At 66.2% G+C, this 21,811-nt stretch carries 21 protein-coding genes and 1 other RNA gene; 16 read left to right on the top strand and 6 right to left on the bottom strand.

Annotation, left to right across the window (positions count from 1 at the left end; translation table 11 throughout):
* Positions 1 to 14 precede the first annotated feature (14 nt).
* The 3 genes from eda to ACV229_RS12210 all read left to right on the top strand — a co-directional run bounded on the left by eda (position 15) and on the right by ACV229_RS12210 (position 2,740).
* Complete coding sequence (gene eda, locus ACV229_RS12200) at positions 15 to 641, top strand: bifunctional 4-hydroxy-2-oxoglutarate aldolase/2-dehydro-3-deoxy-phosphogluconate aldolase (RefSeq protein ID WP_448083386.1); 627 nt, start codon at positions 15 to 17, stop codon at positions 639 to 641.
* A gap of 220 nt (positions 642 to 861) precedes the next feature.
* Positions 862 to 2,223 carry a GntP family permease gene (locus tag ACV229_RS12205; protein WP_448083387.1) on the top strand — a complete coding sequence of 454 codons (1,362 nt, stop codon included), beginning with the start codon at positions 862 to 864 and terminating at the stop codon, positions 2,221 to 2,223.
* A gap of 13 nt (positions 2,224 to 2,236) precedes the next feature.
* Positions 2,237 to 2,740 carry a gluconokinase gene (locus ACV229_RS12210; protein WP_448083388.1) on the top strand — a complete coding sequence of 168 codons (504 nt, stop codon included), beginning with the start codon at positions 2,237 to 2,239 and terminating at the stop codon, positions 2,738 to 2,740.
* A gap of 57 nt (positions 2,741 to 2,797) precedes the next feature.
* On the opposite strand, the gene ACV229_RS12215 is transcribed toward ACV229_RS12210, so the two are convergent.
* A complete protein-coding gene (locus ACV229_RS12215; RefSeq protein WP_448083389.1) occupies positions 2,798 to 3,460 on the bottom strand; it encodes a TetR/AcrR family transcriptional regulator in 663 nt (220 codons plus the stop codon).
* 574 nt (positions 3,461 to 4,034) lie between these two features.
* On the opposite strand from ACV229_RS12215, the gene ACV229_RS12220 reads away from it, so the two are divergent.
* The gene (locus tag ACV229_RS12220; RefSeq protein WP_448083390.1) at positions 4,035 to 5,456 is read left to right on the top strand and encodes an NAD(P)/FAD-dependent oxidoreductase; all 1,422 of its coding nucleotides are present in this window, start codon (positions 4,035 to 4,037) and stop codon (positions 5,454 to 5,456) included.
* Between the two features lie 177 nt (positions 5,457 to 5,633).
* Here the strand turns inward: ACV229_RS12220 and purB are convergent, their stop codons facing one another.
* Positions 5,634 to 7,022, bottom strand: a complete 1,389-nt coding sequence (gene purB / locus ACV229_RS12225; protein ID WP_448083391.1) for an adenylosuccinate lyase — start codon at positions 7,020 to 7,022, stop codon at positions 5,634 to 5,636.
* Positions 7,023 to 7,312: 290 nt separating this feature from the next.
* A complete protein-coding gene (locus tag ACV229_RS12230; protein WP_448083392.1) occupies positions 7,313 to 8,713 on the bottom strand; it encodes an MFS transporter in 1,401 nt (466 codons plus the stop codon).
* 457 nt (positions 8,714 to 9,170) lie between these two features.
* On the opposite strand from ACV229_RS12230, the gene ACV229_RS12235 reads away from it, so the two are divergent.
* The 6 genes from ACV229_RS12235 to ACV229_RS12260 all read left to right on the top strand — a co-directional run bounded on the left by ACV229_RS12235 (position 9,171) and on the right by ACV229_RS12260 (position 15,086).
* Positions 9,171 to 10,124, top strand: a complete 954-nt coding sequence (locus tag ACV229_RS12235) for a LysR substrate-binding domain-containing protein (RefSeq protein WP_448083393.1) — start codon at positions 9,171 to 9,173, stop codon at positions 10,122 to 10,124.
* 339 nt (positions 10,125 to 10,463) lie between these two features.
* Positions 10,464 to 11,750, top strand: a complete 1,287-nt coding sequence (locus ACV229_RS12240) for a Glu/Leu/Phe/Val family dehydrogenase (protein WP_448079306.1) — start codon at positions 10,464 to 10,466, stop codon at positions 11,748 to 11,750.
* Positions 11,751 to 11,968: 218 nt separating this feature from the next.
* On the top strand, positions 11,969 to 12,862 hold the full coding sequence (locus ACV229_RS12245) for a glutamate/aspartate ABC transporter substrate-binding protein (RefSeq protein WP_448083394.1): 894 nt from the start codon (positions 11,969 to 11,971) through the stop codon (positions 12,860 to 12,862).
* A gap of 84 nt (positions 12,863 to 12,946) precedes the next feature.
* Positions 12,947 to 13,687 (top strand): amino acid ABC transporter permease, encoded by a 741-nt coding sequence (locus tag ACV229_RS12250; RefSeq protein ID WP_448083395.1) that lies wholly within the window; start codon positions 12,947 to 12,949, stop codon positions 13,685 to 13,687.
* On the top strand, positions 13,687 to 14,364 hold the full coding sequence (gene gltK / locus ACV229_RS12255; RefSeq protein ID WP_448083396.1) for a glutamate/aspartate ABC transporter permease GltK: 678 nt from the start codon (positions 13,687 to 13,689) through the stop codon (positions 14,362 to 14,364). Before ACV229_RS12250 ends, gltK begins: the two co-directional genes overlap by 1 nt.
* Positions 14,361 to 15,086 (top strand): amino acid ABC transporter ATP-binding protein, encoded by a 726-nt coding sequence (locus tag ACV229_RS12260; RefSeq protein WP_448083397.1) that lies wholly within the window; start codon positions 14,361 to 14,363, stop codon positions 15,084 to 15,086. Before gltK ends, ACV229_RS12260 begins: the two co-directional genes overlap by 4 nt.
* A gap of 109 nt (positions 15,087 to 15,195) precedes the next feature.
* Here the strand turns inward: ACV229_RS12260 and ACV229_RS12265 are convergent, their stop codons facing one another.
* Positions 15,196 to 16,098 carry a class II glutamine amidotransferase gene (locus ACV229_RS12265; protein ID WP_448083398.1) on the bottom strand — a complete coding sequence of 301 codons (903 nt, stop codon included), beginning with the start codon at positions 16,096 to 16,098 and terminating at the stop codon, positions 15,196 to 15,198.
* Between the two features lie 224 nt (positions 16,099 to 16,322).
* On the opposite strand from ACV229_RS12265, the gene pyrC reads away from it, so the two are divergent.
* The 3 genes from pyrC to rnpB all read left to right on the top strand — a co-directional run bounded on the left by pyrC (position 16,323) and on the right by rnpB (position 18,708).
* On the top strand, positions 16,323 to 17,387 hold the full coding sequence (gene pyrC, locus ACV229_RS12270; RefSeq protein WP_448083399.1) for a dihydroorotase: 1,065 nt from the start codon (positions 16,323 to 16,325) through the stop codon (positions 17,385 to 17,387).
* Positions 17,384 to 18,262 (top strand): DUF3025 domain-containing protein, encoded by an 879-nt coding sequence (locus ACV229_RS12275; protein WP_448083400.1) that lies wholly within the window; start codon positions 17,384 to 17,386, stop codon positions 18,260 to 18,262. Before pyrC ends, ACV229_RS12275 begins: the two co-directional genes overlap by 4 nt.
* Before the next feature lie 32 nt (positions 18,263 to 18,294).
* Positions 18,295 to 18,708: RNase P RNA component class A (gene rnpB, locus ACV229_RS12280), an RNA gene on the top strand.
* A 75-nt stretch (positions 18,709 to 18,783) separates the two neighbouring features.
* Here the strand turns inward: rnpB and ACV229_RS12285 are convergent.
* Positions 18,784 to 19,248, bottom strand: coding sequence for an OsmC family protein (locus ACV229_RS12285; RefSeq protein ID WP_448083401.1), 465 nt, complete (start codon positions 19,246 to 19,248; stop codon positions 18,784 to 18,786).
* A 420-nt stretch (positions 19,249 to 19,668) separates the two neighbouring features.
* Complete coding sequence (locus ACV229_RS12290) at positions 19,669 to 19,968, bottom strand: DUF1090 family protein (protein ID WP_448083402.1); 300 nt, start codon at positions 19,966 to 19,968, stop codon at positions 19,669 to 19,671.
* Positions 19,969 to 20,273: 305 nt separating this feature from the next.
* Between ACV229_RS12290 and rplM the strand changes: the two genes are divergently transcribed.
* From rplM to erpA, 3 genes are all read left to right on the top strand, one after another.
* Positions 20,274 to 20,702 (top strand): 50S ribosomal protein L13, encoded by a 429-nt coding sequence (gene rplM / locus ACV229_RS12295; RefSeq protein ID WP_009687896.1) that lies wholly within the window; start codon positions 20,274 to 20,276, stop codon positions 20,700 to 20,702.
* Between the two features lie 11 nt (positions 20,703 to 20,713).
* Positions 20,714 to 21,106 (top strand): 30S ribosomal protein S9, encoded by a 393-nt coding sequence (gene rpsI / locus ACV229_RS12300; protein WP_009687897.1) that lies wholly within the window; start codon positions 20,714 to 20,716, stop codon positions 21,104 to 21,106.
* 268 nt (positions 21,107 to 21,374) lie between these two features.
* The gene (gene erpA, locus ACV229_RS12305) at positions 21,375 to 21,743 is read left to right on the top strand and encodes an iron-sulfur cluster insertion protein ErpA (protein WP_132028018.1); all 369 of its coding nucleotides are present in this window, start codon (positions 21,375 to 21,377) and stop codon (positions 21,741 to 21,743) included.
* The last annotated feature ends 68 nt before the right edge of the window (positions 21,744 to 21,811 follow it).

Consider the following 21,811-nt stretch of genomic DNA (forward strand, 5'->3'; position numbering starts at 1 on the left):
AAGGAGAGATATCGATGATGACGATTGGCGAAATCGTGAAGCTGGGCCCGGTGATTCCGGTGCTCGCGTTCGACACGGTCGAGCAGGGCGAGCACGTGTCGCGCGCACTGCATGCAGGCGGCGTGAAGGTGCTCGAGATCACGCTGCGCACCGCGGCGGGGCTGGAAGCGATCGAACGCGCGAGCCAGCTCGCGGACGACATCGTCGTCGGCGTCGGCACGATCACGAAGCCCGAACATTGCGCGCAGGCGAAGCGCGCGGGCGCGAAGTTCGCCGTGTCGCCCGGCCTGACTAAGGAACTGCACCTCGCCGCGCTGGACGCGGACCTGCCGCTGCTGCCGGGCGTGATGACGCCGAGCGACATCATCCAGGCGCTCGAATTCGGCTATGAGATCGTCAAGTTCTTCCCGGCCCAGCAGGCGGGCGGCGTGCCGATGCTGCAGGCGTTCCACGGCCCGTTCCCGAATCTCAAGTTCTGCCCGACGGGCGGCATCACGGCCGATACGGCGCCGAATTTCCTGAAGCTGCCGAACGTCGTGTGCGTCGGCGGCTCGTGGCTGACGCCGAAGGCCGCGCTCGCGGCGCAGGACTGGGCGGAGGTCACGCGTCTCGCGCAAGCTGCAAGCCAGCTCGCCCGCTAATACTTGTACGAAATGGCAGATTGACCCTCGGTAAACTAGCGCTTAGTGCTTGTTTTACCGAGGGTTTTTGCCTATGGAACCGGTTCTATCGCTCGACCGTAAAGATAAGTAAAATTCAGCGTCCTGATGGCGGGGTTCGCCCGCTGTTTCGGAGACCTGCATAGCCGGGCATACTCGCGTCAATCCGCCCGGTTCGAATAATCCCAAGGAGGAGTGCCACATGGGGGCTGTCCAAGGCAGCATGCTGCTCGTATTCACCTTGATCGCGATTGCCGCGCTGATCCTGATGATCGCGCGCTTCAAGATTTATCCGTTCCTGGTGCTGATCATCGTCTCGCTCGGCCTCGGCCTCGTCGTCGGCATGCCGATGGACAAGATCGTCAAGTCGTTCGAGGCGGGCACGGGCGGCACGCTCGGCCACATCGCGATCGTCGTCGGCCTCGGCACGATGCTCGGCAAGATGATGGCCGAGTCGGGCGGCGCGGAGCGGATCGCGACCACGCTGATCAGCTGGTTCGGTGAAAAGAACATTCACTGGGCGATGATGTTCGTCGCGATCATCGTCGGCCTGCCGGTGTTCTTCGAAGTCGGCTTCGTGCTGCTGATCCCGATCGCGTTCAACGTCGCGAAGCGCACCGGCAAGTCGCTGCTCGTCGTCGGCCTGCCGATGGTGGCCGGCCTGTCGGTCGTGCACGGGCTGATCCCGCCGCACCCGGCGGCCCTGCTCGCGGTGCAGCAATACGGCGCCGACATCGGCAAGACGATCGCATTCGGCCTGATCGTCGGCGTGCCGACCGCGATTGTCGCCGGTCCGCTGTTCGCGCTGACGATCTCGAAGTACGTGAAGCTGCCGAACAACAACCCGCTCGCCGCGCAATTCGTCGAGTCGCATGTCGAAGGCAAGAAGCGCGAGCTGCCGAGCTTCGGCATCACGCTGTTCACGATCCTGCTGCCGGTGGTGCTGATGCTGGTCGGCAGCTGGGCCGACCTGCTGTTCGCGCCGAAGTCGCTGCCGAACAACCTGCTGCGCTTCGCGGGCAACTCGGACGTCGCGCTGCTGATCGCGGTGCTGGTCAGCTTCTGGACGTTCGGCGCGAAGCAGGGCTTCAACCGCGACCAGATCCAGAAGTTCTGCAGCGAGTGTCTCGCGCCGATCGCCGGGATCACGCTGATCGTCGGCGCGGGCGGCGGCTTCGGCGGTATCCTGCGTGACAGCGGGATCTCGCAGCAGATCGTCGCGACCGCGACGCAGGCGCATCTGTCGCCGCTGCTGCTCGGCTGGTTCGTCGCGGCGCTGATTCGTCTGGCCACCGGCTCGGCGACGGTCGCGATGACGACCGCATGCGGCATCGTCGCACCGATCGCAGCCGCGTCGGGCGTGACGGTTCGTCCGGAACTGCTGGTGCTGGCGACGGGTTCGGGCTCGCTGATCTTCTCGCACGTCAACGACGGCGGTTTCTGGCTGATCAAGGAGTATTTCGGGATGACGGTCGGCCAGACGTTCAAGACCTGGACGCTGCTGGAAACGATCATCTCGGTGCTCGGCCTCACGTTTACGTTGTTGCTGAGCACGTTTCTGTAACAAGGGGTAGTCAATGATTCTGATCGCAATGGGCGTGTCGGGCGCGGGTAAATCGCGGATCGGCGAAATGCTGGCGGAACGCCTGTCGTGCACCTATACCGACGGCGACGCGTTTCACAGCGCCGCCAACAAGGAAAAGATGCACCAGGGGATTCCGCTGACCGACGACGACCGCTGGCCTTGGCTGCAGTCGATTCGTGCGGCCATCGAGGACAAGCAGCGCGCGGGGGAGACGGCCGTCTTCACCTGCTCGTCGCTGAAGCGCGCGTATCGCGACGTGCTGCGCGGCTCCGATACCGACGTGCGGTTCGTCTACCTGAAGGGCTCGTTCGACATGCTGCACGAGCGCCTGAAGACCCGCACCGGCCATTTCTTCGATCCGTCGCTGCTGCAGAGCCAGCTCGACACGCTCGAGGAGCCGGGCCCGGACGAAGCGATCGAGGTCAGCATCGCGCTGACGCCCGAACAGATCGTCGATCAGGTGATGGTGAAGATCGGCGTCGCGCAGCAGCACTGAGCGCGGTTCGCGGCAATCGGAAGTCGGTATGCAAAGGCGCCCTCGGGGCGCCTTTGTTCATTTCGGGGCGGCGACAGCCGTGTCTGCGTGGCGCGCAATGCCGTCGAGCAGGATCTCGAGCATCGTGTCGTGCACGGCGGCCGGGTCGAGCCGCGCATAGCGCGGCGCGGCTGACTTGACGAGCGGCTGGTCGGCGTCGGACAGCGCAGCCATTTCCGCAAGCTCGACGTCGTTCGCCGGCCGCGTCAGCCCGCCGGCTTCGGCCGCGGCGAGCCCGATCACGCTCGCGTACCAGCCGACGCACACGCACGGCAGCGCCGCGTGCGCGATGCCGGCGTCGGCGAGCGCGCGGTGCACGGTTTCGACATGCGCGAGATCGGCCGGCCCGGTGCTGACATGGCGCTGCAGCAGCGCGAACGCGGCCGGATAGCGCAGCGCAAGCGCGCGATACTGGCGCGCGAGGTCGCGCAGCCGTTCGCGCCAAGGCAGGCTTTCGTCGACCGGCACGAGCGAGCGCGACAGCGCGTTCGCGATCGCGCGGCTCAGCCCTTCCTTCGACTTGAAGTGGTAGAGCACGCTCATCGGATCGCAGCCGACCGCCTGCGCGAGCTTGCGCACGCTGAACGCCGTTTCGCCGACGTCTTCGAGCAAGGACAGCGCGGCGGCGACGATCGCGTCCTTGTCGAGGCCGCGCGGGCCCTGGGCGGGTTTGTCTTTCATCGGGGCTGGTGGCTTTTCCGTACCCGGCGCCGGGCCGGACAGGGCGTAAACTTGACGAAAATTTATTCTACACTGTAGAATTATTTCTGCGGTGTAGAAATTGGGTGTCCCGGCACCTTTCAATACGTGCTTCCGCACGGTCCGGGATCCAGGCGACACGAGCGTGTCCGCCGTCAACACGGGCCATCGCGCCCGCCTCTCGTTGACACCCAAGTGGAACCGGCTGCCCCACCCGCGAAGCCAGTATGGCTATTCGACAGGCGGCCTAGGGCCTGTTCACGCTAATAACGGGCTTGCGAACGTGCCTTGCCGGCTGCAGTGCAAGGAGTGAGGAGCGCCGTTTGGCCGAGCCAAACAAGTGACGATCGACGCCGCAATGCGGCCGGCAAGGCACGTTCCCCTGATCTTGAAAAAATCATTTGTGGGGCTGGCCGCCAGAAGGGCCGATCGCTGCGTCATGCTCCTTGCGAATACGTCCGGTATTCGCTTCGTCGCATTCCTTGCGCTCGGCCCTTCTGGCGGCCAGCGCAAGCCCGTTATTAGCGTGAACAGGCCCTACCATGCAAGTGCAAACATGACGTCGAGCAATAAACCCCTGATTCAGGACGAATCGCGCTTTGAACAAACGCAACTGAATATCGAGAAAGACAACTGGAACTGGTGCGATCCGGCCCGTTACGACGGTGAGCGTCCGGCGAACTGGTATGAGGCGTCGCTGTCGCGCTGGGAAAACAGCGCGCCGCTCGCGCGCGACGCGGTGTGCGACGTGCTCGTGATCGGCGCGGGCCTGCTCGGCGCATCGGCGGCGCTGCACCTCGCCGAGTCGGGCGTCGATACGATCCTCGTCGACAAGCACCACGTGGGCTCCGCGGCGTCGGGCCGCAACGGCGGGCAGCTCACGCCGGGCCTCGCGCGCTGGGAAGCGGCCGACATGATCGAACACCTGTCGCACGACGACGCGAAGCGTCTGTGGCGTTTCGCGTCGGCCGAGTCGATGGACCTGATCGACGCGATCGGCGCGCGCTACGCGCTCGATCTCGACCGCAAGCGCGGCCACATCACGGCGGCGGTTCACCCGGGCCACATGAGCGCGCTGCTCGACGGCGCGGATGCGCGCCACTATCTCGGCGACGCGAGCGTGACGCTCGCCGGCAAGCACCAGCTGCAGCACGAATACGTGCGCTCGGCGCTGTACCACGGCGCGGCGATCGACGCGATGGGCGGCCAGATCCATCCGCTCGCGCTGGTGCGCGGTCTCGTCCACGGTTTCCGGCTGAACGGCGGCGCGCTGTTCGAGGGCACCGAGGTGCTCGAGCTCGACGAGACGCCGGCCGGCGTCGTCGCGACCACGGGCGGCGGCACGATCACGGCCCGCAAGGGCGTCGTGCTCGCGCTGCACAACGCGACGTTCCGGCTGCTCGACGACGGCGGCGCGACGACCGTGCCGTTCTTCACGTACGTGAGCGTGACGGCGCCGCTCGACGTCGACGTCGCGACGCTGATGCCGGCCGGCATGCCGGTCTACGACACGCAGTTCCAGATCGACTACTACCGGCCCGTGCGCGGCAACCGCCTGCTGTTCGGCGGGCAGGGCACCGGCACCTGCTGGGCGCAGCCGGACGTCAACGCGTACCTGCTCACGCGGCTGAACACGGTGTTCCCGCAGATCGACGGCCACTTCGCGCTCGACTGCTGCTGGAGCGGCGTCAGCGACTTCACGCTGAACGGCGCGACGGACAGCCGCAAGACCGACAGCCGCGTGCCCGTGTACATGGTGCAGGGCTGGAGCGGCCACGGCGTCGCGCAGACGGTGCGGATCGGCAAGGCGATCTGCGACGACTTCGTCGGCCGCAACGACGATTTCTCGATGCTGACCGGCATCGATCACCGCGAGATTCCGCTCGGCCGCCAGCTGTCGCCGATCGCGATTCCGGCCGCGAAGGCGGCGATGAGCGTGATGAGCGCGCTCAATCCGGGGAAGATGATTTCGTTCTGATCGGCTTCGGCCGGCGTGGCGGCGGATCGATGAATCGACGAATCGACTGATTCCCGGCCGCGTCGGCGCCAATACGATGCCGGAAACGAAAACGCCCGATGCGGTGCAGTGCACGCATCGGGCGTTTTCCTTGAAAGCGGCGGCGGCCGTCGGCCGGGCGCCGCGATCGGACGTGTGTTACGCGATCCGCTTCGCGAGTTCGACGGCCTTGCCGATGTACGACGCCGGCGTCATCGCGAGCAGGCGGTCCTTCGCGTCCTGCGGGATCGCGAGCGTGCCGACGAACTGCTGCAGCGCCTCGCGCGTGATGCCCTTGCCGCGCGTCAGTTCCTTCAGCTGCTCGTACGGGTTCTCGATGCCGTAGCGGCGCATCACCGTCTGCACCGGCTCGGCGAGCACTTCCCAGCAGTTGTCGAGGTCTTCGTTCAGGCGTTGCGGGTTCACTTCGAGCTTGTCGAGGCCGCGGATCAGCGAGTCATAGGCGAGCAGCGAGTAGCCGAGCGCGACGCCCATGTTGCGCAGCACCGTCGAATCGGTCAGGTCGCGCTGCCAGCGCGACACCGGCAGCTTGTCGGCGAGGTGGCGCAGCGTCGCGTTCGCGAGGCCGAGGTTGCCTTCCGAGTTCTCGAAGTCGATCGGGTTGACCTTGTGCGGCATCGTCGACGAGCCGATCTCGCCGGCCTTCGTCTTCTGCTTGAAGTAGCCGACCGAGATGTAGCCCCACACGTCGCGGTCGAGGTCGAGCAGGATCGTGTTCGCGCGCGCGACCGCGTCGAACAGCTCGGCCATGTAGTCGTGCGGCTCGATCTGGATCGTGTACGGGTTGAACGTGAGCTTCAGGCGGTTCTCGATCACGTCGCGCGAGAACGCTTCCCAGTCGAATTCCGGATACGCGGACAGGTGCGCGTTGAAGTTGCCGACCGCGCCGTTCATCTTGCCGAGGATCTCGACCTTCTCGATGCGCACGATCGCGCGCGCGAGGCGCGCGGCGACGTTCGCGAGTTCCTTGCCGAGCGTCGTCGGGCTGGCCGGCTGGCCGTGCGTGCGCGACAGCATCGGCTGGTCGGCGAGCGCATGCGCGAGCGCGACGAGGCGCTGGTGCACCGTGCGCAGCGCCGGCAGGATCACGTGCTCGCGCGCGCCGGCGAGCATCATCCCGTGCGACGTGTTGTTGATGTCTTCGGACGTGCACGCGAAGTGGATGAACTCGCTCGCCTTCTCGAGTTCGGCCTGGCCCTTGACCGATTCCTTCAGCCAGTATTCGACGGCCTTCACGTCGTGGTTCGTCACGCGCTCGATTTCCTTGATGCGCGCGGCGTCGTGTGCTGTGAAGCGCTCGACGAGCTGCAGCAGGAACTGCTCGGCGGCGTCGGAGAAGCGCGGGACTTCGGCGAAGCCGGCGCGCGACAGCGCGATCAGCCAGTGCACTTCGACGGTGACGCGGTGGCGCATGAAGGCGGCTTCGGAGAGCCAGTCGCGCAGCGCTTCGGTCTTGCTGGCGTAGCGGCCGTCGATGGGCGAGAGCGCGGTGAGGGCGAAAAGCGTATCGGGACGAGTGTCGGACATGGTCGGGCGGGCCTTGGGGCCGGGTCGAACGAGGGGGAGGAGAATCCGCGATTTTACCATCGGCGCGCGGCCGTCCCCAGTCGCGCGCCGATCGGGTCCGGGCGGCGCCTGCCGTCATCGACCGCGCGGCCCTGTCCGCGGCCGGGCCCGCCCGTGCAGGGTGGCCGCCGCCCGGCGCGGGCGGGGGCGTTCAGGCGCGCGCGGGCGGCGGTGTGCGCCGCGTCCGCTACCGGTCGATGCCGCGCCGCACGGCTGGCCTGCACCCTGCGAGTGCGGCCGGCCGGCTGCCGTCACTCGGCGACATGCGCCGCGGCGTTCAGCGGCGCGGCAGCGAGGCCGGCCGGTGCCGCATCGGCCGGTGCAGCCCAGCGCAGCCACTGTGCGCGGAGCAGCACGAGCGCGCCGCACGCGCATGCGGCGAGCGCGCCGAACGTCGCGAAGCCGAGCTGGTAGCTGCCGGTGCTTTCCTTCGCGATACCCATCACGACCGGCAGGTAGAAGCCGCCGATCCCGCCCGCCGCGCCGACGATGCCGGACAGCAGCCCCGTCTTGCCTTGCCAGCGGTGCGGGACGAGCTGGAACGTCGCGCCGTTGCCGAGCCCGAACGCGATGTACAGGCAGATCAGCAGCGCGATGCCGCCCTCGAGCGGCGGCATCCACGCGGCGAACGCGAAGTCGGCGGCGGCGATCGCCGCCAGCAGGACGAGCAGCGCACGCACGCCGGTCACGCGGTCGGCGAGATGCCCGCCGAACGGCCGCACGATCGCGCCGAGGAACGCGAGCAGCGACATGAACAGGCCCGCTTCGATCTTCGGCATCTGGTAGAGGGTCGTGAGCAGCAGCGTGACGTACGACGACATGCCGACGAACCCGCCGAACGTAATGCTGTAGATCAGCATGATGACCCACGTGTCGCGTTCCGCGAGCACGGTGCGATAGCGCGCGGGCAGCACGGCGATCGCGAGCAGCGCGCCCATCACCGGCAGCAGCAGCACGCCGGTCTTCCCGGCGCCGAACAGCCCGCCGTGCACCGCGAGCACGAGCGCGACGAGGCCCGCGAGCGTGACCGCGAACGCGCCGAGCGCGCGCGGTGCGCTGCCCGATTTCTCGCCGCGGTCGTCGGCCCACGCGAACAGCGCGAAGCCGGCGATCGCGAGCAGCGGCAGCGCGGCGGCCGTCGAGAACTTCCAGCCGAGCGCGGCCGCGATGTGCGGAAACATGAAGCCGTCGAGCACCGCGCCGATGTTGCCGGCGGCGGCCAGGCCGAGCACGAGGCCCTGCACCTTCGGCGGATAGCTGCTGCCCGCCATCGGCAGCGCGACCGCGAAGCTCGCGCCGCCGATCCCGAGGAACACGCCGAGCACGAGCAGCAACGCATACGACGGCGTGCCGGGCACGCACGGCAGCACCACCGCGGGCAGCGCGGACAGCAACACGCCCATCAGCGCGACGCGGCGTCCGTTGGCGGACTGGTACAGGTTGCCGAGCGTCACGCGCAGGATCGCGGCGGCGAGCACCGGCACCGCGACGAGAAAGCCCTGCTGCGCGGCGGTCATCGCGATGTCCTTGCCGATGAACGGCGCGAGCGGGCCGTACAGCACCCAGACGGTGAAGCCGGTGTCGAAATACAGGAAGCACGCGAGCAGCGAACGCCAGTTGCCGCTTTGCAGGGAAATGCGCAAGTTCTTCATCGGTGGGGCCTCTCCGGATTGCCGGCCGGGAGGGCCGGGCGAGGTCGGACGAAATGTCGGGCGGCGCGCCGCGCGGCGGCGCCGGGTACGTGTTCCGCAATGTCCATGCCAACGGTTGGCATGTTTTGTCCGGCGTGGCGTCCGGCCTTGTCCGGCAACGCGGGGCGGGAAGCTGCGGCCCGTCAGTCGGCGCCGGCGCCGGCACCGTGCGCGTGCGTGCGGCGCGGCGCTGGTGCGGCGATGCACAACGACTGCCGCTTTCCGTGCGCAGGGGCGCCCATGCCGGTGCGCGCGCCGACACCGGGAGCTGGAAGCCGGGGAAGCCGGCGCGCCACGCCCGCGACCGGCTCGCACGCCCGGACGCGTCGGCCCGTCGGGCGCGCCCGGGCACCGCCAGCCGATCCCCGCCGGTAAAATGCTGGCTTCTTCCCGATTGCCGCCCGCCGCGGCCGCCCGCATGGAACTGAAATGGCTCGAAGACTTCGTCTCGCTCGCGGAGACGCGCAGCTTTAGCCGGTCCGCCGAATTGCGGCACGTGTCGCAGCCGGCGTTCTCGCGCCGCATCCAGGCGCTCGAGGCTTGGCTCGCGACCGAATTGATCGATCGTTCGGTCTATCCGACCCGGCTCACGCAGGCCGGCCAGATCTTCTACGAGCAGGCGCTGACGATGCTGTCGCAGGCGCACGAAGCGCGCACGCTGTTGCGCGGCCACGTCGGCGCGCCGGTGCCGACGATCGAGTTCGCGGTGCCGCACACGCTGTCGCTCACCTATTTCCCGCGCTGGCTGCAGCGGATCGAGGCGAAGATGGGGCCGGTTCATACGCGGCTGCGCGCGCTGAACGTTCACGACGCGGTGCTGTCGCTCGTCGAGGGCGGCTGCGATCTCGTGATGGGCTATCACCATCCGAGCCACCCCGTCGCGCTCGATCCCGCACGCTACGACATGCTGACGCTCGGCAGCGAGCCGATCAGCCCGTTCTCGGCACCCGGCCGCGCGGGGCGGCCGCGCTATACGCTGCCGGGCACCGCGGACGCGCGCGTGCCGTACCTGTCATATACGCCGAACGCGTATCTCGGCCGGATGACCGAGGTGATCATCGCGAACGCGCCGACGCCGCTGTTTCTCGACCGCGTCTACGAAACCGACATGGCCGAAGGGCTGAAGGCGATGGCGCTCGCGGGCCACGGCGTCGCGTTCCTGCCGCACAGCGCGGTGGAGGACGCGGTCGCGGGTGGCCGCCTGATCCGGCTCGACCGCGCGGTGCGCGGCGGCGCGCATCCGTTCACGCTGACGATGGAGATCCGGCTCTACTGCGACAAGGTCGCGGTGCAGGGCGACGAGCCGCGGCAAAAACTCGTGCGAGCGCTGTGGGAGGTGGTCAGCGACGAGCTGCGCGAGGCGGCCGGCTGACGCCCGCTTTGCTGACTAACGGACTGCAAACGGGCTGCAAACGCCCTGCAAGCGGCTTGCGCCGACGACCGGAAGCGCGGGCGCGACGCAGGCAACGCAGCGAATTGTCCGCGCACACGCGCGACGAGCACGGTGCGGCGAACGGCGCCGCACCCGACCAACACGATTTTTTGCGCACCGGATCGACGGCCGATCGCAGCCGTTCTTGCGCAAATCGACCGCGTAATTGCGAAAAATCGCGATCATGCATGAAACGCATAATCGAATAAGCAAACGGCATTGGATAAAAAAAACGGGTTTTTCGACAATGTGCGCCATCCGTTGACCGTTGGAGAATCCATGTCTTCGCAATTGCAGTCCATCCCGTCCTACCTGCACGCCGACGATCTCGGCCCATGGGGTAACTACCTTCAGCAGGTCGATCGCGTCGCGCCGTACCTCGGCTCGCTGTCGCGCTGGCTCGAAACGCTGAAGCGCCCGAAGCGCATCCTGGTCGTCGACGTGCCGATCGAGCTCGACAACGGCACCGTCGCGCACTTCGAAGGCTATCGCGTACAGCACAACGTGTCGCGCGGTCCGGGCAAGGGTGGCGTGCGTTATCACCAGGACGTGACGCTGTCGGAAGTGATGGCGCTGTCCGCGTGGATGTCGGTGAAGAACGCGGCCGTGAACGTGCCGTACGGCGGCGCGAAGGGCGGCATCCGTGTCGACCCGCGCAAGCTGTCGCGCGGTGAGCTCGAGCGCGTGACGCGTCGCTACACCAGCGAAATCGGCATCATCATCGGCCCGAACACCGACATTCCGGCACCGGACGTCAACACCAACGAACAGGTGATGGCGTGGATGATGGACACGTTCTCGATGAACCAGGGCCAGACGTCGACGGGCGTCGTGACCGGCAAGCCGATCTCGCTCGGCGGTTCGCTCGGCCGCAAGGAAGCAACGGGCCGCGGCGTGTTCGTCGTCGGCTCCGAAGCGGCGAAGAAGAAGGGCCTCGAGATCGCAGGCGCGCGCATCGCGGTGCAGGGCTTCGGCAACGTCGGCGGCATCGCGGCGAAGCTGTTCCAGGAAGCAGGCGCGAAGGTGATCGCGGTGCAGGATCACACCGGCACGATCTATCAGCCGGCCGGCCTCGACGCGAACAAGCTGCTCGACCATGTGGGCCGCACGGGCGGCGTCGCGGGCTTCGAAGGCTCGGAGCCGATGCCGAATGACGAGTTCTGGACGGTCGAGACCGACATCCTGATCCCGGCTGCGCTGGAAAACCAGATCACCGAGAAGAACGCATCGAAGATCCGCACGAAGATCATCGTCGAAGGCGCAAACGGCCCGACGACGACCGCGGCGGACGACATCCTGAGCGCAAACGGCGTGCTCGTGATCCCGGACGTGATCGCGAACGCGGGCGGCGTGACCGTATCGTACTTCGAGTGGGTGCAGGACTTCTCGAGCTTCTTCTGGACGGAAGACGAGATCAACCACCGTCTCGAGCGCGTGATGCGCGAAGCGTTCGCCGGCGTGTGGGCGGTCGCGGAAGAGCACAAGGTATCGGTGCGTACCGCGGCGTTCATCGTTGCGTGCAAGCGCATCCTGATGGCGCGCGAAATGCGCGGTCTGTACCCCTGATCATTTGATTCCGATCAAGCCATGACGCAATCCATCCGATTGCGTGCATGAACCCTCGCGGGCGGCACCGGATCCGGTGCCGCCCGCGCGCGCATTCGGGCGCCGGAGCCGGGGGGACGGCTTCGACCACGGCGATCCGTAGTGCGGTAAACAACCAGTACTTTCAAAAATATTACTTTGATACACTGGCGCGGGTATTAGCCAAGGAGATGAACAAAATGAAATTCCACAAGGCAGTCCTGATGGCAGCGGCGTGCGTCGCGTTCGCAAGCGGCGCGCATGCCCAGGAGACCGGCACGCTGAAGAAGATCAAGGACACGGGGGTGATCGCGCTGGGCCACCGCGAATCGTCGATCCCGTTCTCCTACTACGACGAAAAGCAGCAGGTCGTCGGCTACTCGCGTGACTTCCAGATGAAGGTCGTCGACGCTGTGAAGAAGAAGCTGAACCTGCCGAACCTGCAGGTCCGCAACATCCCCGTCACGTCGCAGAACCGCATCCCGCTCGTGCAGAACGGCACGGTCGACATCGAGTGCGGCTCGACGACGAACAACCTCGACCGCCAGAAGCAGGCGGCGTTCTCGGACACGATCTTCGTGATCGGCACGCGCCTGATGACGAACAAGAGTTCGGGCGTGAAGGACTTCCCGGACCTGAAGGGCAAGACCGTCGTGACGACGGCCGGCACGACGTCCGAGCGCCTGCTGCGTGCGATGAACAACGAGAAGCAGATGGGCATGACGATCATCAGCGCGAAGGATCACGGCGAGTCGTTCCAGACGCTCGAGACGGGCCGCGCGGTCGCGTTCATGATGGACGACGCGCTGCTCGCGGGCGAGCGTGCGAAGGCGAAGAAGCCGGACGATTGGGTGATCGTCGGCACGCCGCAATCGCAGGAAGCGTACGGCTGCATGATGCGCAAGGACGACCCGGCGTTCAAGAAGCTCGTCGACGACGCGATCCAGCAGGTCGAGAAGTCGGGCGACGCCGCGAAGATCTACGCGAAGTGGTTCGAGAACCCGATCCCGCCGAAGGGGCTGAACCTGAAGTTCCCGCTTTCCGACGCGATGAAGAATCTCTACGCGAACCCGAACGACAAGGCGCTCGACTGACCACGCGTCCGTTGACGCAGAATTGACGCTAATGGAACGGAAGAGGCCACGCTTCTTCCGTTTCTTTTTGCTGGAGTCTTGTCCATGTCATACCACTGGAACTGGGGCATCTTCCTGAGCCCCGTGTCGACCGGCGAGCCCACCACTTACTTCGGATGGCTGATGTCCGGGTTCTGGGTGACGATCAAGGTGTCGCTCACCGCCTGGGTGATCGCGCTGATCGTCGGCTCGCTGTTCGGCGTGCTGCGCACCGTCCCGAACAAATGGCTGTCTGCGATCGGCACGGTGTACGTGTCGATCTTCCGGAACATCCCGCTGATCGTGCAGTTCTTCGTCTGGTACCTCGTCGTGCCGGAACTGTTGCCGCCGGCGATCGGCACCTGGATCAAGCAGTTGCCGCCGGGCACGCAGTTCTTCACCGCGTCGATCGTCTGTCTCGGCCTGTTCACCGGCGCGCGCGTGTGCGAGCAGGTGCGCTCGGGCATCAACGCGCTGCCGAAGGGTCAGCGCGCCGCGGGCCTCGCGATGGGCTTCACGCAGTGGCAGACGTATCGCTACGTGCTGCTGCCGGTCGCGTACCGGATCATCGTGCCGCCGCTCACGTCGGAATTCCTGAACATCTTCAAGAACTCCGCGGTCGCGTCGACGATCGGCCTGCTCGACCTGTCCGCGCAGGCACGCCAGCTCGTCGACTACACCGCGCAGACGTACGAGTCGTTCATCGCGGTCACGCTCGCGTACGTGATCATCAACCTCGTCGTGATGTCGTTCATGCGCTGGGTCGAAAGCAAGTCGAAGCTGCCCGGCTACATTGGAGGCAAGTGATGCATCAGTTCGACTGGAGTAGTCTCCCCGGCGCGATGCCGGCGCTGTGGACGGGGGCGGTCATCACGTTTCAGATCACGGCGCTCGCGATCGTGGTCGGGATCATCTGGGGCACGCTGCTCGCGCTGATGCGGCTGTCGGGCATCAAGCCGCTCGCGTGGTTCGCGCAGGGCTACGTGACCGTGTTCCGTTCGATCCCGCTCGTGATGGTGCTGCTGTGGTTCTTCCTGATCGTGCCGCAGGTGCTGCAGGGCGTGCTCGGGCTGTCGCCGACGATCGACATCCGGCTCGCGTCGGCGATGGTCGCGTTCTCGCTGTTCGAAGCCGCGTATTATTCGGAGATCATCCGCGCCGGCATCCAGGCGGTGCCGCGCGGGCAGATGAATGCCGCGTTCGCGCTCGGCATGAACTACGCGCAGGCGATGCGCCTCGTGATCCTGCCGCAGGCCTTCCGCGCGATGGTGCCGCTCCTGCTCACGCAGGCGATCGTGCTGTTCCAGGACACGTCGCTCGTCTACGTGATCAGTCTCGCGGACTTCTTCCGCACGGCCGCGAACATCGGCGATCGCGACGGCACGAGCGTCGAGATGATCCTGTTCGCGGGCGCATGCTATTTCGTGATTTGCACGGTGGCATCCGCCCTCGTCAAAGGTCTCCAGAAAAAGGTCACAAGATGATTTCCATCAAGAACGTTTCGAAGTGGTACGGCCAGTTTCAGGTCCTCGCCGATTGCACGACCGAGGTCAAGAAGGGCGAGGTGGTGGTCGTCTGCGGGCCGTCGGGCTCGGGCAAGTCGACGCTGATCAAGACCGTGAACGGCCTCGAGCCGTTCCAGCAGGGCGAAATCCTCGTCAACGGCCAGTCGGTCGGCGACAAGAAGACAAACCTGTCGAAGCTGCGCTCGAAGGTCGGGATGGTGTTCCAGCATTTCGAGCTGTTCCCGCACCTGTCGATCACCGAGAACCTGACGCTCGCGCAGGTCAAGGTGCTCGGCCGCAGCAAGGACGAGGCGAACGACAAGGGGCTGAAGCTGCTCGACCGCGTGGGTCTCAACGCGCACGCGCACAAGTATCCGGGCCAGCTGTCCGGCGGCCAGCAGCAGCGGGTCGCGATTGCGCGCGCGCTGTCGATGGACCCGATCGCGATGCTGTTCGACGAGCCGACGTCCGCACTCGACCCCGAGATGATCAACGAAGTGCTCGACGTGATGGTCGAACTCGCGAAGGAAGGGATGACGATGATGGTCGTCACGCACGAGATGGGCTTCGCGAAGAAGGTCGCGCATCGCGTGATCTTCATGGACAAGGGGGCGATCGTCGAGGACGACCGCAAGGAAGATTTCTTCGCGAATCCGCGGTCGGACCGCGCGAAGGACTTCCTCGCGAAGATCCTGCACTGAGCGGGAAGGGCGGCGGGGCCGCCCTCGATGCCGTGCTGCAAATGGAAACGCCCGGCGATGCCGGGCGTTTTGTCATCTGCAGGCCGTTGTCCGCAGGCGGGCGGCGCGCTCAGAAATCGAACGCATCCTCGCTGACGTCCGCTTCGACCGCGTGCAGCGGCCGCGCGGGCGCGGACGCCGACGCGTCCAGCGCCGGGTTGCGCAGCTTCTCGAGCACGGCGGGCGGCACCGGGATCTGCATCCGCGCCGAGACGTCGCCGCACTGGAACATGATCAGTTCGCCGGGCTCGAACGCGGTCCACACTTCGTTGTCGGTGAGCGGCTGCGTCGCGATCACCGCGACCCGATCCTCGGGCGTCGTGTACTTCGCGAAATCGATCGACAGGTCTTCGTCGACGAGGTGCGCGGTCGAGAACGGCCAGCGGCGCACGAGGTAGTGCAGCCGCGTCGAGCAGTGCGCGAACAGCGCCTGCCCGTTCGACATCAGGAAATTGAATACGCCGTGATCGGTGATGTCGCGAGTCAGTTCGCCGACCCGCTCGAACAGCTCGGGCAGCGGCGGCTGCGCGCCGGGGAACGCTTCGCGCAGCCCCTGCATCAGCACGCAGAACGCCTTTTCGCTGTCCGTGGTGCCGACCGGGTGATAGACGCTGCCGTCCATGTCCGGTTCGTAATCCTGCAGGTCGCCGTTATGCGCGAAGATCCAGTGCCGGCCCCACAGCTCGCGCATGAACGGATGGCTGTTCTCGAGCAGGATATGGCCCTGCGTCGCCTTGCGGATGTGCGCGATCGTGTTCTTCGACTTGATCGGGTAGCGCTTCACCATTTCGGCGATCGGCGACGTGGCCGATGCCTGGTGATCGATGAACAGGCGGCAGGCCTTGTCCTCGAAGAATGCGATGCCCCAGCCGTCGGCATGGTGATCGGTGAGCCCGCCCCGGGCCGCGAAGCCGGTGAAGGAGAATGTGACGTCCGTCGGCGCGGCGCAGTTCATTCCTAAGAGTTGGCACATTTTACTTGGGGCGGCAGGCTGAAGCGGGGTATCGAACCGGTTGGGACCGGGTGAACCCCGGTACAATGTGTGCTTCTAGCATATCACCGAGCCAACAGCGGTAAAAAGCGGATTCCACCGGCGAGCGGCCCCGTGTTGCGGTTTGCCGTCAATCGGCCCGCGCCGGCGCCTTCCGGCACCGTTTTCCGCCCCCGCTGTTCGCCCGATTCCTCACGACGCCTCCTATGACTGCCTCGAACGCACCTTCTCCGGCGACGCTGACGCTCGCCCGTCCCGACGACTGGCACCTGCACGTGCGCGACGGCGACATGCTCGCCGCGGTGCTGCCGCATACCGCGCGCCAGTTCGGCCGCGCGATCATCATGCCGAACCTGAAGCCACCCGTGACGACCACCGAACAGGCGCATGCATACCGCGAGCGGATCCTCGCCGCGGTGCCTGCCGGCGTGACGTTCGAGCCGCTGATGACGCTGTACCTGACCGACAACACGCCGCCCGACGAGATTCGCCGCGCCCGCGAAAGCGGCTTCGTGCACGGCGTGAAGCTGTATCCGGCGGGCGCCACGACCAACTCGGATCACGGCGTGACCGATCTCGCGAAATGCGCGAAGACGCTCGAGACGATGCAGGAGGTCGGCATGCCGCTGCTCGTGCACGGCGAGGTGACCGACGCGTCGATCGACCTGTTCGACCGCGAGAAGGTCTTCATCGACCGCGTGATGACGCCGCTGCGCCGCGATTTCCCGGGCCTCAAGGTCGTGTTCGAGCACATCACGACGAAGGACGCGGCCGACTACGTGCGCGACGCCGACGCCGCCCCGGGCCTGATCGGCGCGACGATCACCGCGCACCACCTGCTGTACAACCGCAACGCGATCTTCGTCGGCGGGATTCGTCCGCATTACTACTGCCTGCCGGTGCTCAAGCGCGAGACCCACCGTATCGCGCTCGTCGAGGCGGCGACGTCGGGCAACCCGCGCTTCTTCCTCGGCACCGACAGCGCGCCGCACGCGCGCAATGCAAAGGAAACCGCGTGCGGCTGCGCGGGCTGCTACACGGCGCTGCACGCGCTCGAGCTGTATGCGGAAGCGTTCGACAACGCCGGCGCGCTCGACAAGCTCGAAGCCTTCGCGAGCTTCTTCGGCGCGGATTTCTACGGCCTGCCGCGCAGCAACGAGACGGTGACGCTGCGCCGCGAACCGTGGGAACTGCCGCTCGAAATCCTCGCGGGCGACACGCCGGTCGTGCCGCTGCGTGCGGGCGAGTCGATCGGCTGGAAACTCGCGTGAACGCCGCGCCGCCGCGCGCGGCCGGCCAGCCGGCCGGTACGGACGCGGCGGCATTCGAACGGATCGACTGGTCCGCGCCGTGGCTCGCGGGCTTCGACGAACCGGGCCGCGCGGTGCACACGGCCGCGCTCGACGGCGCGCCCGCGTTGCTCGCCGCGCTGAACCGCGCTGCACACGCCAGGCGCGCCGAGCGGGTGACCGCGCTCGTCAGCGGCCGTGGCGAGCCGCTGCGCTTCGTGCCGCAGGCCGATCTGCCGGCGGGCGTCGCGTACGAGACCCATATCGCCGCAACGGGCGGCGTGCCGACGCGGCACAATCTCCACGACTTCTTCAATGCGCTCGTCTGGTTCGCGTATCCGCGCATCAAGGCGGCGCTGAACGCGCGCCAGGCAGCCGCGATCGACGCGGCCGGCGGCGTCGGGCCCGTGCGCGGCACGTTGCGCGATGCGCTGACGCTGTTCGACGAAAACGCTGCGCTGTTCGTGACGGCCGACCCGGCGCTCGCCGGCGCGCTGCGGGGTTTCGACTGGCAGCGGCTGCTGGTCGTCGCGCGTGACGCGTGGGGCACGCGCTGCGAGACGCGCATCGTCGGACACGCGCTGCTCGAGAAGCTCGTCGCGCCGTACAAGTCCTGCACCGCGCATGTGTGGATCGTCGAAGTCAGCGCCGACTATTTCACGTGGCCCGCTGCACGCCAGGCGGCCCACGTCGACGAGCAGGTCGCGCATGCGCTCGCGACGTGCGCGCTGACGAGCCGCGATTTCTCGCCGCTGCCGGTGCTGGGCGTGCCGGGCTGGTGCGCGGCCAATGCCGATCCGTCGTTCTACGACGATCCGGCGGTGTTTCGCAGCGGGCGGCGCACGCGAGCGCTGTGACGCGCGGCGTGCAGTGCTAGAATGCGCGTCGCAAAGCAGGCCAGGCAGTCGCGGCCCCGCCGCCTTCGGGCAGGCGGGGGCGAGGAAAGTCCGGACTCCACAGGGCAGGGTGATGGCTAACGGCCATCCGTGGCGACACGCGGAACAGGGCAACAGAAAGCAAACCGCCGATGGCCCGGCGCAAGCCGGGATCAGGTAAGGGTGAAACGGTGCGGTAAGAGCGCACCGCGGCGACGGCGACGTTCGCCGGCACGGTAACCTCCACCCGGAGCAATTCCAAGTAGGCAGGCGCGCATCTCCGGATGCAGGACGGGGCCCCCGTCTCGTCTGCGGGTAGGAAGCTTGAGCGCGTCAGCAATGGCGCGCCTAGAGGAATGGCTGCCACGCGCCGCACGTCTTCGGACGCGCGGCGTGCACAGAATCCGGCTTATCGGCCTGCTTTGCCGCTCGAATGCAAGAAGGGCCGGCGTCTCGTTGCGAGACGCCGGCCCTTTTTTTCATCGGTGCGACCGGGCGCCGGATCAGGCGGCGACGATGTCGAACGAATGCGTGAGTTCGGCCGTCTTCGCGATCATGATCGACGCCGAGCAGTACTTGTCGTGCGACAGGTTGATCGCGCGCTCGACGGTGGCCGGGTTCAGGTTGCGGCCGGAGACGGTGAAGTGGAAGTGGATCTTCGTGAAGACCTTCGGGTCTTCGCTCGCGCGCTCGGCCTTCAGCGTGACCGAGCAGCCGGTGACTTCCTGGCGGCTCTTCTTCAGGATCAGCACGACGTCGTAGGCGGTGCAGCCGCCGGTACCGACCAGCACCATCTCCATCGGCCGCGCCGCCAGGTTGTGGCCGCCGCCCTCCGGCGCGCCATCCATCGCGATGAGGTGTCCGCTCCCGGTCTGGGCGGAAAAGGCCATGCCGTCCTGACCCAACCAGCTTACTTTGCATTCCATGCTTGCGCTCCAGCGTTGCCTGATTCGAATTCGATCCGGCATTGTAGCCCGCGACGCAACGGTCGGCTGATGCGCTGCACGATGTTGAACGGCGGGCGCCGGCCTGCCGCGCGCAGCGGGCGGCAGGGCGCCGATTTCCCCTGGATTTTTAGGGGTTTTACTCTAGGCGCGTGCGATGCAGGTCTGTCGTCCTGGCAGGCAAGTGACTGATTTTTCGAATGAAATCACCCGGGCCAAGTCGTGCGACGAAATTTCATATCGTGATGTCAGATTTCGTAATGCAAATTTTCTTGTGCTGTCGCGGGTGCGTTCGTATAATGCGTCTCATTGGTTGTCGCGCTGCGGCAACCTCCGAATGTCTCCTCCACCCTCCTCCAATGGTGGATTAAGCCCGAACCAGCCGTTCGGGCTTTTTTTCGTCCCATGCAAGGATCGACGCGCATTTCGCGCGTCAGGCGACCGTTATGCGGGCTGCCGGCCGGCGGGCTGCGCGGCCGTGCCGGACGCCGCGGCGCGCGGATGAGCCGGCGGTGCGTGCACGGCGGACGCATGGCCGTGGCGGTGCGAACAGAAATGCCGGACCCGTTCGCGCACCGCGCGCAGGCGGGCGACGCGATCCTCGGCGTGGGCCTCGCGGGCGGCGGCGATCCGCGCGTCGAGCGCCTCGAGCTTGGCGTTGCAGCCGGCCGGATCGGCGGCGGCGGGCGTGGCGGCACCGATCAGCAGGGCGACCGCGAAGAAGGGCGTGAGTTGTGGCTTCATCGTGTTTGTTGTTCTCCTTGTCCGGCGCGCACAAGGGTGAAGATGGCGCGTGCCGCTGCGTGCCCCAGGACGCTCGGATTCGTCCGTTTTAACGGGGCACGACCGGATTTTCGCCGATTTCGCGCGCGCCGCGTATCCAGACGCGGATTCCCTTTGACCGCGGCACGCCATTTCCTTTATAATTCAGGGCTTTTCCGCATTCATGCCCACGGAAAAAGAACAGGGAGAGCCTGCACCGCGCCTCGAAGCGCACCTACACAAGCAGGAAAGAACACATCGGGCAAAGCATTTTTTTTGGATCGATCATGAAGACGTTTTCCGCAAAAGCCCATGAGGTGACGCGCGAATGGTACGTGATTGACGCGACGGATAAGGTTCTCGGCCGTGTTGCCAGCGAAGTGGCACGCCGTCTGCGCGGCAAGCACAAGCCTGAGTTCACCCCGCACGTCGACACCGGTGATTTCATCATCATCATCAACGCGAGCAAGTTGAAGGTCACGGGCAACAAGACTCTGGACAAGAAGTACTACCGTCACTCGGGCTACCCGGGCGGTATCTATGAAACGACGTTCGGCAAGATGCAGGAACGCTTCCCGGGCCGCGCGCTCGAGAAGGCGGTCAAGGGCATGCTGCCGAAGGGCCCGCTCGGCTACGCGATGATCAAGAAGCTGAAGGTCTACGCAGAAGCGACGCATCCGCATTCGGCGCAACAGCCGAAGGCGCTCGAGATCTAAGGGGAGCCCACATGATCGGTAACTGGAACTACGGTACGGGCCGCCGCAAGAGCGCAGTCGCACGTGTCTTCATCAAGGCTGGCAAGGGCGACATCATCGTCAACGGCAAGCCCATCGCTGACTACTTCTCGCGCGAAACGTCGCTGATGATCGTGCGTCAACCGCTGGAACTCACGAACCACGGCCAGACGTTCGACATCAAGGTGAACGTGACCGGCGGCGGTGAAACGGGTCAGGCAGGCGCAGTGCGCCACGGCATCACCCGTGCACTGATCGACTACGATGCGACGCTGAAGCCGTCGCTGTCGAACGCAGGCTTCGTCACGCGCGATGCACGTGAAGTCGAGCGTAAGAAGGTCGGTCTGCGCAAGGCACGCCGCGCCAAGCAGTTCTCGAAGCGTTAAGCGCTTCACGGTCGTGCGCCGCTTTCGGGCGGCGCCTGCCGGAAAAAACCGCCAGCTTTTGCGCTGGCGGTTTTTTTATGCGCGTCCGGTTCGTCGTTGCGCGCCGATGGCGGCGGCCTGTGGGGCGCGCGCGCCGGCCGGCAAAGCCGGTCGCCCACGCCGGTCGCCCACTTTGACGAAATCGACAAGAACCTGTTGATTTCATGGACATCAGCACGATATTGAGATCAGCCCTACAATAGCGGCTAAAGCTTATTGGAGAGTTCGCATGAACGCTGTTACCGAATCCGCAGCCACGACCGAAATGCCGGCACCGTTCGTCTTCACCGATGCGGCGGCCGAGAAGGTCAAGCAACTGATCGACGAAGAAGGCAACCCTGACCTGAAGCTGCGCGTGTTCGTGCAAGGCGGCGGCTGCTCGGGCTTCCAGTATGGCTTCACGTTCGACGAGGAAGTCAACGAGGACGACACCGTGATGAACAAGAACGGCGTCCAGCTGCTGATCGACTCGATGAGCTACCAGTATCTGGTCGGCGCGGAAATCGACTACAAGGACGACCTGAACGGCGCGCAGTTCGTGATCAAGAACCCGAACGCCTCGACCACCTGCGGGTGCGGTTCGTCGTTCTCGGTCTGAGCACGCGCCGGATCCGATCCGGTTCGCCGACATGAAAAACGGGGCATCAAGCCCCGTTTTTTGTGCCC

It is taken from the genome of Burkholderia sp. MR1-5-21 (genome assembly GCF_053427715.1).

Excerpts from the sequence above, each read along its gene's own strand:
- pyrC (WP_448083399.1), top strand. The coding sequence starts at position 16,323 with ATGACTGCCTCGAACGCACCTTCTCCGGCGACGCTGACGCTCGCCCGT.
- ACV229_RS12245 (WP_448083394.1), top strand. The coding sequence starts at position 11,969 with ATGAAATTCCACAAGGCAGTCCTGATGGCAGCGGCGTGCGTCGCGTTC.
- ACV229_RS12235 (WP_448083393.1), top strand. The coding sequence starts at position 9,171 with ATGGAACTGAAATGGCTCGAAGACTTCGTCTCGCTCGCGGAGACGCGC.
- ACV229_RS12240 (WP_448079306.1), top strand. The coding sequence starts at position 10,464 with ATGTCTTCGCAATTGCAGTCCATCCCGTCCTACCTGCACGCCGACGAT.
- ACV229_RS12205 (WP_448083387.1), top strand. The coding sequence starts at position 862 with ATGGGGGCTGTCCAAGGCAGCATGCTGCTCGTATTCACCTTGATCGCG.
- erpA (WP_132028018.1), top strand. The coding sequence starts at position 21,375 with ATGAACGCTGTTACCGAATCCGCAGCCACGACCGAAATGCCGGCACCG.
- ACV229_RS12265 (WP_448083398.1), bottom strand. The coding sequence starts at position 16,098 with ATGTGCCAACTCTTAGGAATGAACTGCGCCGCGCCGACGGACGTCACA.
- ACV229_RS12215 (WP_448083389.1), bottom strand. The coding sequence starts at position 3,460 with ATGAAAGACAAACCCGCCCAGGGCCCGCGCGGCCTCGACAAGGACGCG.
- ACV229_RS12230 (WP_448083392.1), bottom strand. The coding sequence starts at position 8,713 with ATGAAGAACTTGCGCATTTCCCTGCAAAGCGGCAACTGGCGTTCGCTG.
- purB (WP_448083391.1), bottom strand. The coding sequence starts at position 7,022 with ATGTCCGACACTCGTCCCGATACGCTTTTCGCCCTCACCGCGCTCTCG.
- ACV229_RS12250 (WP_448083395.1), top strand. The coding sequence starts at position 12,947 with ATGTCATACCACTGGAACTGGGGCATCTTCCTGAGCCCCGTGTCGACC.
- ACV229_RS12285 (WP_448083401.1), bottom strand. The coding sequence starts at position 19,248 with ATGCCGGATCGAATTCGAATCAGGCAACGCTGGAGCGCAAGCATGGAA.
- rpsI (WP_009687897.1), top strand. The coding sequence starts at position 20,714 with ATGATCGGTAACTGGAACTACGGTACGGGCCGCCGCAAGAGCGCAGTC.
- rplM (WP_009687896.1), top strand. The coding sequence starts at position 20,274 with ATGAAGACGTTTTCCGCAAAAGCCCATGAGGTGACGCGCGAATGGTAC.
- eda (WP_448083386.1), top strand. The coding sequence starts at position 15 with ATGATGACGATTGGCGAAATCGTGAAGCTGGGCCCGGTGATTCCGGTG.
- ACV229_RS12260 (WP_448083397.1), top strand. The coding sequence starts at position 14,361 with ATGATTTCCATCAAGAACGTTTCGAAGTGGTACGGCCAGTTTCAGGTC.
- ACV229_RS12210 (WP_448083388.1), top strand. The coding sequence starts at position 2,237 with ATGATTCTGATCGCAATGGGCGTGTCGGGCGCGGGTAAATCGCGGATC.
- ACV229_RS12290 (WP_448083402.1), bottom strand. The coding sequence starts at position 19,968 with ATGAAGCCACAACTCACGCCCTTCTTCGCGGTCGCCCTGCTGATCGGT.
- gltK (WP_448083396.1), top strand. The coding sequence starts at position 13,687 with ATGCATCAGTTCGACTGGAGTAGTCTCCCCGGCGCGATGCCGGCGCTG.
- ACV229_RS12220 (WP_448083390.1), top strand. The coding sequence starts at position 4,035 with ATGACGTCGAGCAATAAACCCCTGATTCAGGACGAATCGCGCTTTGAA.